Source organism: Testudinibacter crocodili (assembly GCF_006228025.1).
Lineage (GTDB): Bacteria > Pseudomonadota > Gammaproteobacteria > Enterobacterales > Pasteurellaceae > Chelonobacter.
Genome location: NZ_VDHF01000016.1, coordinates 1 through 16,202, shown reverse-complemented (window position 1 = coordinate 16,202; position 16,202 = coordinate 1). Strand labels below are relative to the sequence as shown.

Here is a 16,202-nt window from a genome sequence, read left to right as displayed (position 1 = left end):
TTGGCTAAACTGGCTCATCACGCCCCTCCTATTCGCCGTTGACAGTTTTGAAGCATAACACTTGCCAAGCCGGTTGATAGTTGTGCACGGTAATTTCCACGTTATCGCCTTGCCGTTGTTGCGAGAATTCTACTGCCGGATTCAAAGCGCTGACAGTCGTGTTGCAAGGTAGCGAAAAACGGGTCTCACCGGTGTGGAGCCCGCTGACGAAGCAGTACAGGTCGGTCTCTTTTTTGGTGAAATGGAAATCCAAATCAGCTTGGCGATAAGATTCGCGGCGGCTGCAACGGGTGGCATAAATTCCTTCGCCGTTCACTTCCAACCAATTACCAAGTGCGGTCAGGCGTTCAACTTGTCCGTTTGGAATCGTGCCGTCGGCTTTCGGCCCGACGTTCAGCAATAAATTGCCATTGTTGGCGACCACTTCCACCAACAGCGCCACCAATTTCTCCACCGAAATCAAATCGTCATCGCTTTCGTTTTGGTTATAACCGAACGACAGCCCCAAGCCACGACACATTTCCCACTTCCGCTCACGGGAGGCTTCGCCGTGTTTATACTCTTTCGAAGTGAAATCGCACCACAAGCCGTTCCAACGATCATCGACCACGCCGTCTTCCACCTGATTATAATAGTGAGAAAATAGGCTCGGTAGCATATGCTCGCCCTGTTTCGGCCAGCCGATATCATTCCATAATACTGCCGGCTGATAGTCGTCGATTAGCTCTAAGACCTGATTGAAAGCATAATCGGCGTAAGCATAAGTTGGGCTGGCATTTGACATATTTTGGCTTTCGGTGAAAATCGGCGCACAGGAAAATGTCCAATCGATAACGCCGGAATAATAGGTTCCCATTTTTAAGCCGACCGCTTCGACCGCACTTTTCAAATTGCCTAAAATATCACGCTTCGGTCCGTGATTCAGGCAGTGATAATCGGTGTAACGGCTTGGAAAAAGGCAGAAACCGTCGTGGTGTTTGGTAGTCAACACCACATATTTTGCCCCTGCTTGTTTAAATAATTGCGCCCATTCCGCCGGCTGCCACTTTTCGGCTTTCCAAAGCGGCAGAAAATCACGATAGCTGAAATCTTTGCCGTAAGTTTGGAGGTGGTGCTGATAAGTCGGACCTTGCTTGACGTTAATCGAATTAAAATACCATTCTGCGTAAGGATTATTGCAAAACCACTGTTCATCAATTTCAATTTCTCCCAGCTCCCAAGTCAACGGTGCAAATGCCGGTACGGAATAAATTCCCCAATGAATAAAAATACCGAATTTATAATCATCATACCAATCGGGTATAGGGTGGGTTTTAACAGATTCCCAAGTAGCAGAATAGAATTTTTTCATAATAATTCCTCACGGTAATATTATTTAATAGTGAATTCATATGGATATACAGCTTTTAAATATTCATATCAATATGCTCAATTGCTTGCTCCCATTCAATCAAGTCATAATTAATATGAAATCAAGATTTCAAAATATGATCAAATAGAAAAAGTATTTTATTTGATTGGCGTGGTTTTTTGTGACAGCTATCACTGAAATGCATAGAAAAAGAGTGTGAGTATTAGATTTTAGATGCCCGAATCGGCATTTGATTTGGAAAAAACAGGCATCGAAATTGACCGAGTATGCTATTTGATTAACTCATACTGAATCACAAACAGTGCGGTTTCGTTCGGATAAATTTCCCGAATAACGGTTTGCAGCTGGGGCAGTGTCATATTTTCTTGTGCAGCATGTTGTGAATTTAGTTGTTCAAAAGTGATCGGTGTGACAGATAAGATCCGGATTTTAGCAAACCAGCGTTGTGTTTCATTGGTGAAAACATCAACGATACTTTGCGCTTGATAGTGGCTTTCGCTTTGATCACGAATCGTAATGGTTTTGCTACCGTTGAGAATATCCTGTTCAAAACGCTGAAAAAAGGTGATTTGGGTTGAGGTAACCATATCGGTGGATTCCTTGGGTGAATGATCATTGGCGTAAATTATAGGAAGAATGAGAAAGAGTTGCTATACTCAAACGCAATCTATATTTAATAAACGCCATTCCGATGACTATAATTACCAAAAAAACGCCATTATATATCAATATAATTGAAAAACTGAAACGTGAGATCCTGTCCGAAACGATTCATGGTTTTCTCCCGTCGGAAGCCGAATTGCAAAAAATGTTTGGTGTTTCACGTTCGGTGATACGTCAAGCGCTAGCTAAATTAGAGGTGGAAGGGTTAATCAGCAAAGCGCAGGGAAAAGGCAGCTTCGTGTTGCCGGTTAATCGGATTCATCGGGTAGTGCAGTCGTTAAATGGTTTGGGTATGCAAATCGAGAAAATGGGAACGATGGTTAATACAAAAATCATCTTTTTTGAATTAGTGGATTATGACAAAGCCAATCAATTTTGGAATGAGAAGCAAGCATTGTATTTAACACGAATCCGCTCTGATATTACCCAGCCGATTGCTTATATCGAAACTTATTTGCCGACAAAATATCAACGCTGGCTTACCCCTGAGAAGTTAGCAAACGCCTCTTTACATCAGATTTTAAAACAAGACGCCGATGTTGAACTAGAACGTTCGACCCGCCATATTTATGCCATTGCGGCGCCATCACATATCGCGGAACACTTGAATATTCCTATCGGTAGCCCTCTTTTACTGCTAAAAGGCACGACCTTTGATAAAAATAATGATGTCGTCGAAGTTTTTTCGACTTATCATCGCGGCGATAAAATTATGTTTGATCTAGAAACCACAATTTAATTTTACTGATTGACAATCTGAATCTTCTATCACATTATATCTTGTACGTACAAGTTGTGCGTAATTATAGGCTAGGGAGACGGTTATGTCAGTTAATCAGATAGACTCAAAGACTCAAACATTAGTTCCTTATATGATTGGATGAACAAGATTCCGGGCGGAACGATGGTTGTGCCTCTTATATTAGGATCAATTATCGGTACTTTTTTTCCAGAATTTTTGGGTATAGGTTCATTCACTACCGCACTTTTTAAATCCTCTGCCGGACCGTTGATCGCATTATTAATTTTTGCAACGGGTATGCAGATTACCGTTCGTAGCTCCGGACCTGTCTTGGCGCACACAGGAGTCGTCCTGCTATTTAAAACCATTATTCCAGCGGGATTAATTACGCTGATCGGTTTGGTTATCGGCTCAGACGGCATTATGGGAATTTCGCTTTTGGCAATATTAACTGTAGTCGCTAACTCAAACGGTGGTATCTGGCTTGCATTTACCGGTAAGTATGGTGATTATCGCGATAGAGGGGCTTACGTCGCATCGGCGGTTAACGACGGACCTTTTTTTGTTTTACTGTTTCTGGGGGTTTCCGGATTGGCGGATATTCCGCTTTCGCTCATGTTAGCGGCGGTTATTCCGTTATTGGTCGGTATGGTTGTCGGGAATCTTGATCCTAAATGGACTAATATTATGAAGCCGACCGGGGCGATTGTTATTCCGTTTTTTGCATTTGCGCTTGGTACCGGAATCAATTTGCATTCTATTGTGACTGGTGGCGCAACGGGAATTATTTTAGGTGTCGTCGCTTCTTTGTTGACCGGTGCCTTTGTTTATTTCGGTTATAAAGTGATTTTAAAAAGAGGGACGCAATCAGGAATAGGATTTGCTGCCGGAACCACTGCCGGTAACGCGATTATTACACCGGAAATTGTTGCGCAGGCTGATCCGAATATGGCGCAGTACGTTCAAACGGCAACTGCGCAAATAGCCGCAGCAGTGTTGGTGTCTGCGATTTTGGCTCCGTTGGTTGCGGCTTGGGTGTTGAAACGTCAGGGCGGCTTGGAAGATCATTTTAAAGAGGGTAATTGATATGAAAAATAATATTCTTGTGATTGCTGATGATTTAACCGGCGCTAATGATACGGGCGTGATGTTTGCCGAGAATGGATTTTCGACTATCTTACAGGTCAATTCCGATTATTTACATCAAACGGATTTCTCACAAGCTGAAGTATTTACGGTTTCTACTGATGCACGTCCGGTCGGGGAAAAAGCGGTTCAATTGACCAAAAGTGCGGTTGAGGCTGGTTTACAAAACGGTATTGAGCAGATTTATTTAAAAATTGACTCGACGATGCGAGGTTCCGTTGCTTATCAGATAGAAGGTGCGTTACAGGCTTGGCGTTTGCGTTACCCTGAGGCGAAAGCCTTGATTTGTCCTGCCTATCCTGAAATGGGCAGGACAATCGAACAGGGGCACTTATATGTTAATGGCATTCCCGTGCATGAAACGGCATCGGGCAGAGATCCGATTTGTCCCGTGCCGTCTGCTTCAATGGATAAGCTGTTACCTCAAGCTACGATTATCAGCGAATTTACATCTGAGCAAGAATTGCTGCGTATCATTACGACATCAGCGGCAACGCAGTTGGTTGTTGATGCCGAAACTGCACAGGATCTGAGTCTGATTGCCAATGTCATTGCGCAGTTAGGCAGTCAGATTATTCCCGTCGGTTCAGCAGGTCTGGCTCAGGCTCTGAAAAAATCGGCAAACAAGCCTGCTTCCTATCACGATTTTGCGTTGTCGCGCGCCCTTATTTTAGTGACCTCGGTGCATGAAACCAGTCAAACTCAAGTTGATGAATATATCGCGACAACGGGCGGCAAAACGATTGTTTTCAGCCCGCATCCTTCTCAATTAATTAATGCGACCATTTCCGAACCCGCCTTGAAACAGCAATTAAAAGCGCTGATTAACTGTAGCAAGGAGAACGTTATTATCCGTGCTAATCCGGCGAAAATTAATGCCGCAGGAAATATTAATGAAATTGCCCGCGCCATTTCGGGATATTTGGCGGATTTAGGCAAATATTGCCTGGATAATGCAGATTTCGATACTTTAATTTTGTTTGGCGGAGATGGTGCAGCCGCACTTTTAGCGTGTTTACCGGTATATGAAATGGAGATTTTGCATGCGGTTGTCGCAGGCGTTCCGCTGTGTCGTATTGCTGGCGGCACTTATCAAGGATTGAAAGTGATGACCAAATCCGGAGGGTTCGGAGATAAGCAACTTTTAAGCCATATTATGCAGCAACATTCAAATAGATAGGAGCGTAGGATTATGTCATTACCAATATTAGCGGTGACAATGGGGGATATTGCCGGAATCGGTCCTGAAATTACCGTAAAAACGTTATTAGCACACGCCGATTTAAGACGTAAAGCCAAATTATTTGTTATCGGCGATTATACTGCGTTAGCGAACGCTTGCATGCTGTCAGGATTTTCGGCAAGCCAAATTAAATTGGTGACGGATTTAAGCTGCTTAAACAACGATTCCAATGAAATAGAGTTGCTACAGATTGCTGATCCGTTGCCTGCGGTTCAAGCCGGTAAGATTTCCGCCGTAGCGGGTGATTCGGCATATCGTTTTGTTGTCGAAGCCTGTAAATTGGGGCGTGAAGGTAAAATTGACGGGATTGTGACCGCACCGCTCAATAAAGAAGCCATGCATGCCGGCGGTCATCATTGGCCGGGACATACCGAAATCCTTGCGCATGAGTTTGGTGTTAAAGATTATTCCATGATACTCTCTTCCGGTGATTTTTATCTGTTTCATTTGACAACCCACCAATCGTTGCATTCTGCAATTGATGCTTGTACCACAACACGCACTACTACCGTGATTAATTTAGCATTTGCATTGGCAAAATCATTAAATAAACCGAGTGCGAAAATAGGGGTCTGTGGGATTAATCCGCATGCCGGTGAAAACCGATTGTTTGGTGATGAAGATCTGGATCAACTTGCGCCTGCAATTCAACTTGCGCAGCGGCAAGGCATTAATATTCAAGGCCCGCTTCCTGCTGATGCTTTAATTCCGCAGGCGGTTCGAGGGAAATGGGATATAGTAATTGCCTGTTATCACGATCAGGGGCACGCACCTTTTAAAGCGGTATATGGTGATGACGGTGTTAATATTACCGCAGGATTACCGATCGTTAGGGTGTCGGTTGATCATGGAACCGCCTTTGATATCGCTGGAAAAGGGATTGCTAGAGAAAACTCATTAGTCTTGGCTTGTGAACGAGCGGCAGAGTTGGCGCCCGGTTGGCATTTGGTGTGGAATTCGCTTTCATCTTAGTCCGATTTACTATTGTATTAAACTAAAACGAATACCTATCAGTATCAGTCTAGGGCGGATATATAATCCGCCCCTGCAATTATCTATCAAATTCCTCGATAATATAAAGAGTACTGAAACAGGATTTATGATAGAAATTAGTACAATACGCCTTTGGCTTCGTCGGAATCAATGTTGTCTTTGGTGACGAAAACTACACCGGTGTCGATGAATTTTTCAATAGTCTTGCCGTCGATGACGTCTTTAATGGCGGTTACGCCTTTGTAACCCATTTGATAGGAGGATTGCACCACGATGCCTTCTAAGGTACCGTCACGCACAAAGTTTTGCAGATCTTGGTTGCCGTCAAAGCCGACTGCTACTAATTTTCCGGCGTAGCCGCGCTCTTTAATTGCGCGCGCCATGCCAACAGCGGTTGGTTCATTGGCGCCGAAGATTGCGGTTAAATCTGGGTGAGAAGTTAAAACGTCGATGGTTTGGTTAAGTGCGGTCACCATATCGGATTGGGAGTAGAAGGGACCGACCATGGTGATATCTGCATTTTCTTTAATTCTGTCCACAAAACCTCCGGTACGTTCAATTGCACTGGCTGCGCCTGGTGTGAACGACATCACTGCTACTTTACCTTTAGTACCGTTTTTCTCCAGCAGTTTTTCCGCAGCCAATTTCCCGGCGGCACGATTATCGGTCGCCAAGAAGGATTGGTAATATTTGCCGTCGCTGTTGATGCCAGAATCGATCATCACCACCGGAATGCCTCTTTCAAAAGCGCCTTTCACCGCCGGAACCAGGGCGTCCGGATCCGATGCCGCCAACACGATGCCTGCAACGCCGCGATTTACCGCATTGTTGACCATATTGACCTGTTCATCGATAGCGGTTTCGGCTTGTGGGCCTTGGAATGAGATGTTGTATTGGCCACCGATGTCTTTGCCGGCTTCGATAGCGCCTTTATTCACATTTTGCCAGAAATTAGCATTGGCGGTTTTCACGATAACCGCGATTTCGTTTGATTTTGCCATCACCGGTGAGCTGATCAAAGCCGAAAAGCCAACGAGTGTTGCGATTGCTGCGAGTGCGTATTTTTTCATAGTTGTGCTCCTTGTTTTAGGATAGGTTTTGAGGGTTAATTGTGTGTTACAACATTAAATCTTAGACCGCTTATTTCTTTTTACTCTGTCTTAACTGATCGATTGATACCGTGACAATGATCACCAGACCGATAATGATCTGTTGGATAAAGGCTGAAACACCGTTCATGTTCAAACCGTTACGCAACACCCCGATAATAAAAGAACCGATTAATGTGCCGGGAATTGTCCCCACTCCGCCCATTAATGAGGTTCCACCGACAACCGCACTGGCGATTGCGTCTAACTCATAAGCCACACCGCCGTTTGGCTGTGCAGTCACCAAGCGAGAGGCCAAAATTACACCCGCTAAACCGGACAGCAGCCCACTGGCGATATAAGCGTAGTTTTTCACTTGATTGGTTTTGATGCCGGAAAGGCGAGCAGCTTCTTCGTTTGAGCCGATCGCATAAATGTAGCGACCAACGCGCAATTTATTTAAGGCAAACGTAAACAGAATCGCAATCGCAACCATGATGATTACCGGATATGGAATACCGGGGAATTTCACTAGTGGCAAGCCGTTTACGCCTTCTTCAACGATGCGGAACAGTGCACCGTTGCCGAGGTAAGAGAATGATTCCGGCATGCCGGACACCGGAGCAGCATTGGTGACATACAGTGCAACGCCACGCGCTACCATCATCATGCCCAAGGTGGCGATAAACGGTGGTAATTTCATTTTGGTGACCATAATCCCATTGGCATAACCACAAATACCGCCAACCAAAATGCCGCCAAGCATACCTAGTGGCACTGGAATGCCAGCGTTGACGAACATCGCCGCCGCCACGCCGGAAAGCGCCACCACCGAGCCGGTGCTTAAATCAATTCCTCCGGTTAGGATCACACAGGTTGCGCCAATTCCGATCAAAGCAATCGTGGAGGTTTGCAAGCCAATGGTCATTATGTTGTTGAGCGTAAAAAAGTAGTCGTTGCTGATGGTAAAGGCGAGGATCAACAACAATAATCCTGCCAAAGACGCTAATTTTCTCAACATATCTTTTTGTTTATCATTCATTACAGCACCTCTTGTTTTAGAAAGCCTAGTTGTAGGCTGCATATTCTCTTGCAAACATATTTTTCACGCCGGTAGCGTATTGCATAATCTCTTCTTGATTGGTCGATTTGGTTTCCAACATACCGGTCATCTGTCCTTCGCGCATGATGATCACTCGGTCTGATACGCCGAGCACCTCCGGCAATTCGGACGAGATCACAATAATACCGACTCCGTTGGCTGCTAACTCATCCAACAGTTGATAAATGGCATATTTGGCGCCAACGTCGATGCCGCGTGTCGGCTCATCAAAAATCATCACGGTGGCATCACGGAACAGCCATTTGCCGATCACTACTTTTTGCTGGTTACCTCCGCTCAGATTGTTGACCAACTGCTCGACCGTTGGGGTTTTGATCTCCATTTTATCGACGAAGGTTTTTGAGGCTTTGACTTCGGCATCGGTGGAGATAATCCCCAAGTTGCTGCTGACTTTATCCATTGATGCCATCGTGATGTTTTCACGAATGCACATTCGTACCGCAATGCCGTTCAGCTTGCGGTCTTCCGACAGATAGGCGATACCGGCTTTAATTGAATCCGATGGATTTTTGATCGAGACTTTTTTGTGATGCACATAGATTTCGCCTTTATCCAGCGGATCAGCACCGAAAATCGAACGTGCCAGTTCGGTGCGTTTGGCGCCGACTAAGCCGGTGATCCCTAAAATCTCGCCGCGGCGTAAATCGAAATTTAGCGGTTTGAACACGCCTACACGTTCAGCATTCATCACCGACAGAATGATGTCGTCTTCAATAATCGCAGTTTTCGGCGGAAAGTGGTTATCCAGCGAGCGTCCGACCATCTTGGTGATGATCTGATCCATGCTGATATCGCTGAAGTGATGATTTGACACATAAGTACCGTCACGAAAAATAGTAATATGGTCGCAAATCCGTTTCAGTTCCTCCATGCGATGCGAAATATAGACAATGCAAACCCCTTTGGCTTTCAAGCGGTGCACTAGCTCAAACAGTTTGTCGATCTCTTTTTCAGTCAGGGCGGAGGTTGGCTCGTCCATGATCAACACTTCCACATCAAAGGAGAGTGCTTTGGCAATTTCCACCATTTGCTGCTTAGCAACTGACAGCGTGTGGACGATATCGGTCGGTGCGACATCAATGTCAAACATCGACAGCAGCTGCGTTGCATCCACATTCATTTTGCGCTGATCAATTAAGCCGTGTTTCAGCGGTTCTCGCGCAAAGAAGATATTTTCGGCAACGGTCAAGTGCGGTATCAGATTCAGTTCTTGAAAGATCATGCTGATACCGTTTTTTTGCGCTTCTAACACTGAGGAATACCGCACTTTTTCGCCTTTATATACAATATCGCCGACTTCGGGGTGATACACCCCGATCAGGCATTTCATCAAGGTCGATTTACCGGCACCATTTTCACCCATCAAGGCGTGCACTTCGCCTTTGCGCAGCTCTAAATGTACGTCTTTTAAGGCGTGCACAGTGCCAAATGATTTACTGATGTTGCTCATGGAAAGCAGCGGCGCCGCTTGAGATTGAGTCGCCATGTCACACTCCTGCTAACAAGTTGTTATTCCTCGATTCTTAAACCATAGGTGCTGAATTTGCCGAGAACCACTTGGATCTCTTGCGGCGATAGCACCGGCACATCGTCGGTGATTGCCAATAGCTGAATGTACCAGGTTGCTAACACTTCCACTTCATGCGCCAGCCATAGTGCTTTTCGCAGATTTTTTTCAGCAGCGATCAAGCCGTGATGCTGCAATAAAATCGCTTTGCTCTGCTGAATACCTTGCTGTACATATTCCGCCAGTTTCGGGGTGCCGAAAGTGGCATAGGGGACACACGGAATATGGTCGGTGCCGCCGACGGCGACCATGTAGTGAATCGCCGGAATCGCTTTGCCCAAAATGGAGACCGCTGAGCAGTGGATCGCATGGTTATGTACTACAGCATCTAAATCTGGGCGGGCTTGATACACCGCATGGTGAAAACGCCATTCGCTGGACGGCAATTTGCCAGCTTCATAGTGACCGTCACCATCAACAAACACGATGCAGTCTTCATTCATCTGCTCATAAGGCATGCCGCTGGGTGTGATCAGCATGCCGCCGTTATAACGCGCGCTGACATTGCCGGCAGTGCCTTGGTTCAACCCCAAATGGGTCATTTCCAGGCAGGTATCAATAATTTCTCGGGAAAGTGCTTGTCTGTTCATGTTGCTGTCCTTTAAATAATGTTCAGGCTACGACTGGCGTAACCCCTTTTTTCAAAATAATATTGCCGTATTTTGCCAATTCACCGCTGACGACAACGGCATAGGCTTGTTGTGCACGTTGGTAAAAGGCAAAACGATCAATCTGTTCAATGCTGGGCAATGGTGTGATATTGGGTTGAATTGCAGCTAAATAGCGAGCGGCAACCGTGGGGTCGAGGCTGTCGCCTTCGACGGCAGCCATCATAATCAGTGGGCTGTCAACGTATTGATCTAATTCGAATAGTGGTGTAATTGCACTCAGCAGCACATCAATCTTGATACCGTCGGCGCGTACCACTTGTGAGTGCAGTTGGTGCGCCGGAAAATGGGCATCGGCAAACACGATCTCATCGCCGTGTCCCATTTCAGCCAAAATTTTTAACAGTGTTGGCGAAATTGCCGGATGAATTCCTTTTAACATGGGTTTGCTCCGTGTTGAATATAGTTTGCCAGCCATTGTTGATAAGCTGGGCTGTTGGCAGAGGGCTGAATTGCCTTGCGCTGCGGTTGCATTTGTTGTTGGGCAACCTCGACGTTTTGGTAATATTGTGCGCCGGCAAAGGTGAACATCGCTGCGCCTAAGACCGTGGCTTCAGCCACATCTACAATTTCGATCGGTATGCCCAATACGTCGGCACGGATCTGGTTCCACAAACGGTTTTTCGAGCCGCCGCCAACGCAAATCAGACGTTCGGCCTGAAAGTGGCTGACTTGTTCTAATGTGGCTAAGCCGTGTTTTAATTGATACGCCATATATTCCAAGGCGGCACGATAAATTTCGGCTCGTTGTGAATGCAATGAAAGCCCTGCGATTTTGCCGTGTTGAGCAAATGTTTCGGCATTGTTGAAATTGCCGTGCCATTCTACGCCGTTTGCGCCTAACGGTACGGCTTCGGCGTCGCTGATCATGGTTGGGTAGTAATGTGGCGTCTCATACACATCGCGGTAGAACACTTTGCCGACCCATTCCAATACGCCAGAACCCAGCCATTGCACACCGGGAGTGTAGTAACCGGTTTTGGCATCAAATTCGGTGGTTAAACCGTGATGAATTAAGTCAAAGTGCGGTTCGACTTTAGCGGTGCGTGCCATCAAAATTTCCCAAGTACCGGAACTCAATACCGGCTGATTTGGCTTGGCGCCAGAACCGAAAATCGCAAATTGGGTATCATGGCCGCAGGAGATCACCGGAATGCCGGCAGGCAAGCCCATTTGATGAGCGACATCGGCTTGCAATTCACCGATTGGTGTACCGGCTTCGACAATGGGCGGAAAATGGTGCTCGGTTAAATCCAACACCGACAAAATGCTGGGATCCCAAGTGCCACTTTGTAAATTGGTTAACATAGAGGTGCCGGCCATGGTTTTGTCGGTGCTGAAAACGCCGGTTACCCAGTGAGTCAACATCGAGGAGATAAACACAAATTTATCCATTTGTTGATAAATTTCAGCTTGGTTCTCTTTCAGCCAGAGCAGTTTGAACAGGGTGTTGAAGCTGTATAAACCGATGCCGTTGCGGGTATAAAGTTTTTCAATCTCAAAATAGTTGCCGATATTTTGCATAATTGGCAGGGTGCGTGGGCATTTCCACGAAATGATCGGATAAATCTGCTTGCCGTCACGGTCAAACGGCGCCCCGTCCACGCCAAAAGTGGTGACGGAAATGCCGATAATCTCTTGAATATCATGATGTTTATGGGTTAATTGTACCACCACATGGCGGGCACACTCGGATAACTTATCGCAAATTTCAGCAAAATCCCAAATATGGTAATCGGCCGACTCGGCGCCGACTTTGGTATTGCTGGCGATGTGGTGTGCCGCTAAAATTTGCCCTTTTTCATTTAGTGCAATCGTGCGGGTATTGGTCGCACCACAGTCAAGAATCAGTACAATAGGCATAAAGTTTCCCCAAGTGCGGTCAGGCCAGAATAGGTTTTTCCTGTAACCGCACTTTGTGTTATGGCATAGTGTTATTGCGTGCTATTTGGTGAATCTTTTAACGATAGAGCGGTCCGAAATTCTCGCAAGCTCGGTAATCTTGACCTTCTTTATCCATACCAAAGGCATTCCAAGTGCTTGGGCGGAAAATATGTTTCTCTTCCACATTGTGCATACACACAGGAATCCGTAACATGGAAGCCAAGGTGATAAAGTCGGCGCCGACATGACCAAAGGTGGCAACGCAGTGGTTGGCGCCCCAATTTGCCATCACTGAATAGACATCGCTAAATGCGCCTTTACCGGTCAGACGCGGTACAAACCAGGTGGTCGGCCAGGTTTCGTTGGTGCGTTTGTTCAGAATATCGTGCACTTCCGGTGGCAGATCAATCGACCAGCCTTCAGCGATTTGCAATACCGGTCCGATGCCTTTGATAATATTGATACGGGTCATGGTGAACGGCATGCCGCCACGAGTTAAATATTGTGAAGAGTAACCGCCGCCACGGAAATATTCATGTACCGCCGGACACCAACGGGTGTTTTCCAGACAACGTCTGCCGTCAGCTTCGGTGACTTGCCACACCGGTTTAATCACCGGCTTACCGTCTTGATCTTGATGCTGTCCGGTGCCGTCCAACGCCGCGGAACCGGAATTGATCAAGTGAATAAAACCACTCTCCGGACGGAAACCGGTGACACGTTCTACCGCATCTTCGCTCCAATACGTTCTCACATCGGCAAATACCTGCGCCTGCCCGGTCAATTGATTGCCAAACAACATACAAACGGCATTGAGTGAGTCATTTTCCGTTGCCAAAATATAGGGTGAGCGCACACCGCTCCAATCGTAGGTAGAATTAAGAATGGCTTCCATAAAATCACCGTTCGGCAAGTGATCGGTCCATTGGCGTTGCCCTTGGAAACCGGCCGCGATCGCATTGCGCCCTAGCGCTTCTTCCCCATAATTCAGCTCAGCCAATTTTGGATTACCCACCATCAGATCACGGGTGATAATCGCCATTTTCACTACATTTTCCCAAAGCTCAGCATGTTGCTTCGCTGTTTTTTGGTTTTCCGGCGCATTCACATCGATGCCTTCCTTGCAATATTCTTTCACCCAAGTCAGCGCCAGATCGACTTCCTCTTGATCATAAATATGGCGATCTAAACGGCGTTTAATCTCGGTCATATCGACATATTCGTTACGCATACCTAAATATTCTTGGAAGAAGGTTTGATTGACGATTGAGCCAGCGATGCCCATTGAAACTGAGCCGATTGAAAGATAAGATTTGCCACGAATATTGGCAACGGTCAATCCTGCGCGGGCAAAGCGCAGCAGCTTTTCTTGTACGTCCGCAGGAATAGAAGTGTCGCTAGACTCTTGCACTTCGGTGCCATAGATTGAAAATGCTGGCAATCCCAATTGCGAATGGCCAGCCAATGCGGCAGCCAGATAGACTGCGCCCGGACGTTCGGTGCCGTTAAAGCCCCAAATCGCTTTTGGCATATGTGGATCCATATCAATGGTTTCTGAACCGTAGCACCAACAAGGCGTCACCGTGAGCACCACGCCGACATTATTCAGCTTGAATTTTTCCGCACAGGCAGCTGCTTCAGCAACGCCACCAATGCAACTGTCGGCAATCACACATTCGACAAAATCGCCATTCGGATGGCGAATTTCAGCCGTTAATAATTTGGCAACGGATTGTGCCATTGCCATGGTTTGATCTTCCAGTGACTCACGCACGCCTAAACGACGTCCGTCAATTGTCGGGCGAATACCAATTCTGATCGGTTGGGATTTTGCTATGCTCATTGTATTGTTCCTCTTTTAATCCATCACTAATGAAGTAAATTTCAGTTTGAAAATGGTTTTCTGAAAACTATCTTCGAGCTAGCGATTGATCGAGAAAAGGATTTTGTTTAAACAAGGTGCATTGTTGTGAGCTTAATCACGAAAACAGCATAAAAAAGAGAGAAAAGTGCGGTTGTGATTGCCCGAACAATTTTAATTAAAATAAATTCGGGCAAATCGGGCATTTTTAAGTGGTGATGACTAATAAATTTTGCTGATCGCAATAACGTTTCAATTCACCATTCGGCAGTTGATCGCAAAACAAAATATCGATTTGCGATAGATCGCAGATCTTCATCAGACTCTTACGCCCCAGTTTACTGTTGTCAATCAGCAAAAATTTTTGTTCGGATGCTGCCATAATTTTACGTTTGATCGAGGCATTTAACTCGTTAGATTCCCACACTGAGCCATTGGCATCGACGCCGATACAAGAAAAAATCCCGATGTCGATGTGCAAACGCTGCAGTAATTGTTCCGATAATGGCCCGTAAAACGCATCATATTTCGCCGAATAAACGCCGCCGGTGGCAATGGTTTTGATATTTGATTTAGCGGATAACGCATTGATATTGTGCATGGCGTTAGTCACCACGGTGCAAGGTATATCGGGCATTGCCTGTGCGAAAAACCAACTGGTGGTGCTGGCGTCCAAGCCAATCACCGCTCCCTCGAACACATACTCGACCGCACTTTCGGCAATCAAACGTTTGGCATCTGAATTGTTTTTTTGCCGAGCTTGAAACGAATGCCCCACATCTTTGGCTTTTAATCCGACCGCACCGCCATGAGTGCGGTGTAGCAATCCTTTGCGATCTAACTTGGTCAAATCGCGCCGAATGGTTTCCAACGACACCGCCAAATCCAGTGCCAAGATATTCACATCGACTTTCCCCAGCTTGTTAATCTGTTCCAGAATAAAGCGTTCTCTCTCTTTCATGATGAATTTCTCATTGTCAAAATGGTCAAATCGGGCATATTTGATTATAGGGGGAATTGAGGGGGATTGGTATGTTTTTGTCTAAATGAAAGAAAAGGATATGTCATTTAGACTATCCTTTTCTAAGCTTAGGGTCTGTTGAATTAGTGGAGCACAACACTATCAATTAGTACGACTTGAACTCTGGCTTTTAAAAATTCGTTCACACAAGTCAAATCAATACCTGAGGCTGCTCTTGTCACTGCAGCGGCTTTACCTTTTAATACAGTATTCATCATGATATTCCTATTTGTGATTAAGCTATTCTATAGCGGCACGCTCTACTGCCAATCCGCATTGATAATTAGCAATAAACATTTTATAACCTTGACTAATTTAGGAGCTGGCTCGATCACATTGATCGAATAATGTTTGAAAATATATTCATCCCAAAATTCAGCCAATGAATGACCCATTGATAATGGGATAAATAAGTTACTAATAAAGCCCTCACTACAGTTTTAAATTTTTCTGATTAATTTAGCAATTTCATCGGCACTTTTTCCTAATATAATATGCAGTTGATTCTCACCTGCATGAATATTGCCTTTTGAACCTAGATTGTTTAATCGTTCCTCATTGACTTTTGATAAATAAACTAGCTCTAATCTTAATCGGGTAATACATGCACTAATGTCTGTTAGATTATCTTTACCTCCAAGAGCTAGTAAGATTTCTTTCGCTTGCTCCTGTAAATAAGGGGATATCATTGGCGATTCTTTTTTAGAAAAAATCATCATTAACTTCTTTTTCGAATAAATTTATTATTGCTTATTTGTCTTCAATACTTTATCTTCAAACTGTTGGTTTTCTAGTTGGGAACCAACTGTGTGATATACTATATCTCAATAT

16 protein-coding genes are annotated in these 16,202 nt (G+C 45.4%); 4 read left to right on the top strand and 12 right to left on the bottom strand.

Annotated features, from left to right (window positions below; translation table 11 throughout):
* Nucleotides 1–28 precede the first annotated feature (28 nt).
* Entirely contained in the window at nt 29–1,351 is a 1,323-nt protein-coding gene (locus tag FHQ23_RS01360; RefSeq protein ID WP_139612717.1) for an alpha-L-fucosidase, read from the bottom strand.
* 290 nt (nt 1,352–1,641) lie between these two features.
* Nucleotides 1,642–1,959, bottom strand: coding sequence for a N(4)-acetylcytidine aminohydrolase (gene yqfB / locus FHQ23_RS01355; RefSeq protein ID WP_139612716.1), 318 nt, complete (start codon nt 1,957–1,959; stop codon nt 1,642–1,644).
* Nucleotides 1,960–2,063: 104 nt separating this feature from the next.
* On the opposite strand from yqfB, the gene FHQ23_RS01350 reads away from it, so the two are divergent.
* The 4 genes from FHQ23_RS01350 to pdxA all read left to right on the top strand — a co-directional run bounded on the left by FHQ23_RS01350 (nt 2,064) and on the right by pdxA (nt 6,138).
* The gene (locus FHQ23_RS01350) at nt 2,064–2,774 is read left to right on the top strand and encodes a GntR family transcriptional regulator (RefSeq protein WP_139612715.1); all 711 of its coding nucleotides are present in this window, start codon (nt 2,064–2,066) and stop codon (nt 2,772–2,774) included.
* A gap of 141 nt (nt 2,775–2,915) precedes the next feature.
* Nucleotides 2,916–3,863 carry a 2-keto-3-deoxygluconate permease gene (locus tag FHQ23_RS01345; RefSeq protein WP_139612714.1) on the top strand — a complete coding sequence of 316 codons (948 nt, stop codon included), beginning with the start codon at nt 2,916–2,918 and terminating at the stop codon, nt 3,861–3,863.
* Nucleotide 3,864: 1 nt separating this feature from the next.
* Nucleotides 3,865–5,103 (top strand): four-carbon acid sugar kinase family protein, encoded by a 1,239-nt coding sequence (locus FHQ23_RS01340; protein WP_139612713.1) that lies wholly within the window; start codon nt 3,865–3,867, stop codon nt 5,101–5,103.
* A gap of 12 nt (nt 5,104–5,115) precedes the next feature.
* A complete protein-coding gene (gene pdxA / locus FHQ23_RS01335) occupies nt 5,116–6,138 on the top strand; it encodes a 4-hydroxythreonine-4-phosphate dehydrogenase PdxA (RefSeq protein ID WP_139612712.1) in 1,023 nt (340 codons plus the stop codon).
* Between the two features lie 137 nt (nt 6,139–6,275).
* Here the strand turns inward: pdxA and FHQ23_RS01330 are convergent, their stop codons facing one another.
* The 10 genes from FHQ23_RS01330 to FHQ23_RS01290 form a co-directional block, all read right to left on the bottom strand.
* Entirely contained in the window at nt 6,276–7,229 is a 954-nt protein-coding gene (locus FHQ23_RS01330; RefSeq protein ID WP_139612711.1) for an ABC transporter substrate-binding protein, read from the bottom strand.
* Nucleotides 7,230–7,299: 70 nt separating this feature from the next.
* Complete coding sequence (locus FHQ23_RS01325) at nt 7,300–8,289, bottom strand: ABC transporter permease (protein ID WP_139612710.1); 990 nt, start codon at nt 8,287–8,289, stop codon at nt 7,300–7,302.
* 25 nt (nt 8,290–8,314) lie between these two features.
* Nucleotides 8,315–9,856, bottom strand: coding sequence for a sugar ABC transporter ATP-binding protein (locus tag FHQ23_RS01320; RefSeq protein WP_139612709.1), 1,542 nt, complete (start codon nt 9,854–9,856; stop codon nt 8,315–8,317).
* Nucleotides 9,857–9,879: 23 nt separating this feature from the next.
* Entirely contained in the window at nt 9,880–10,527 is a 648-nt protein-coding gene (locus FHQ23_RS01315) for an L-fuculose-phosphate aldolase (RefSeq protein WP_139612708.1), read from the bottom strand.
* 22 nt (nt 10,528–10,549) lie between these two features.
* Nucleotides 10,550–10,987, bottom strand: a complete 438-nt coding sequence (gene fucU / locus FHQ23_RS01310; RefSeq protein ID WP_139612707.1) for an L-fucose mutarotase — start codon at nt 10,985–10,987, stop codon at nt 10,550–10,552.
* Nucleotides 10,981–12,468, bottom strand: coding sequence for an L-fuculokinase (gene fucK / locus FHQ23_RS01305; RefSeq protein WP_139612706.1), 1,488 nt, complete (start codon nt 12,466–12,468; stop codon nt 10,981–10,983). Before fucK ends, fucU begins: the two co-directional genes overlap by 7 nt.
* A gap of 97 nt (nt 12,469–12,565) precedes the next feature.
* The gene (fucI, locus tag FHQ23_RS01300; RefSeq protein ID WP_139612705.1) at nt 12,566–14,332 is read right to left on the bottom strand and encodes an L-fucose isomerase; all 1,767 of its coding nucleotides are present in this window, start codon (nt 14,330–14,332) and stop codon (nt 12,566–12,568) included.
* 226 nt (nt 14,333–14,558) lie between these two features.
* Entirely contained in the window at nt 14,559–15,311 is a 753-nt protein-coding gene (locus tag FHQ23_RS01295) for a DeoR/GlpR family DNA-binding transcription regulator (RefSeq protein WP_139612704.1), read from the bottom strand.
* Between the two features lie 143 nt (nt 15,312–15,454).
* Entirely contained in the window at nt 15,455–15,589 is a 135-nt protein-coding gene (locus FHQ23_RS12485) for a hypothetical protein (protein WP_267963585.1), read from the bottom strand.
* 222 nt (nt 15,590–15,811) lie between these two features.
* Nucleotides 15,812–16,090 carry a PTS sugar transporter subunit IIB gene (locus FHQ23_RS01290; RefSeq protein ID WP_139612703.1) on the bottom strand — a complete coding sequence of 93 codons (279 nt, stop codon included), beginning with the start codon at nt 16,088–16,090 and terminating at the stop codon, nt 15,812–15,814.
* Between the last annotated feature and the right edge of the window lie 112 nt (nt 16,091–16,202).

Coding starts and splice junctions, on each gene's coding strand:
- FHQ23_RS01360 (WP_139612717.1), bottom strand. CDS start 1,351: ATGAAAAAATTCTATTCTGCTACTTGGGAATCTGTTAAAACCCACCCT.
- yqfB (WP_139612716.1), bottom strand. CDS start 1,959: ATGGTTACCTCAACCCAAATCACCTTTTTTCAGCGTTTTGAACAGGAT.
- FHQ23_RS01350 (WP_139612715.1), top strand. CDS start 2,064: ATGACTATAATTACCAAAAAAACGCCATTATATATCAATATAATTGAA.
- FHQ23_RS01345 (WP_139612714.1), top strand. CDS start 2,916: ATGAACAAGATTCCGGGCGGAACGATGGTTGTGCCTCTTATATTAGGA.
- FHQ23_RS01340 (WP_139612713.1), top strand. CDS start 3,865: ATGAAAAATAATATTCTTGTGATTGCTGATGATTTAACCGGCGCTAAT.
- pdxA (WP_139612712.1), top strand. CDS start 5,116: ATGTCATTACCAATATTAGCGGTGACAATGGGGGATATTGCCGGAATC.
- FHQ23_RS01330 (WP_139612711.1), bottom strand. CDS start 7,229: ATGAAAAAATACGCACTCGCAGCAATCGCAACACTCGTTGGCTTTTCG.
- FHQ23_RS01325 (WP_139612710.1), bottom strand. CDS start 8,289: ATGAATGATAAACAAAAAGATATGTTGAGAAAATTAGCGTCTTTGGCA.
- FHQ23_RS01320 (WP_139612709.1), bottom strand. CDS start 9,856: ATGGCGACTCAATCTCAAGCGGCGCCGCTGCTTTCCATGAGCAACATC.
- FHQ23_RS01315 (WP_139612708.1), bottom strand. CDS start 10,527: ATGAACAGACAAGCACTTTCCCGAGAAATTATTGATACCTGCCTGGAA.
- fucU (WP_139612707.1), bottom strand. CDS start 10,987: ATGTTAAAAGGAATTCATCCGGCAATTTCGCCAACACTGTTAAAAATT.
- fucK (WP_139612706.1), bottom strand. CDS start 12,468: ATGCCTATTGTACTGATTCTTGACTGTGGTGCGACCAATACCCGCACG.
- fucI (WP_139612705.1), bottom strand. CDS start 14,332: ATGAGCATAGCAAAATCCCAACCGATCAGAATTGGTATTCGCCCGACA.
- FHQ23_RS01295 (WP_139612704.1), bottom strand. CDS start 15,311: ATGAAAGAGAGAGAACGCTTTATTCTGGAACAGATTAACAAGCTGGGG.
- FHQ23_RS12485 (WP_267963585.1), bottom strand. CDS start 15,589: ATGATGAATACTGTATTAAAAGGTAAAGCCGCTGCAGTGACAAGAGCA.
- FHQ23_RS01290 (WP_139612703.1), bottom strand. CDS start 16,090: ATGATGATTTTTTCTAAAAAAGAATCGCCAATGATATCCCCTTATTTA.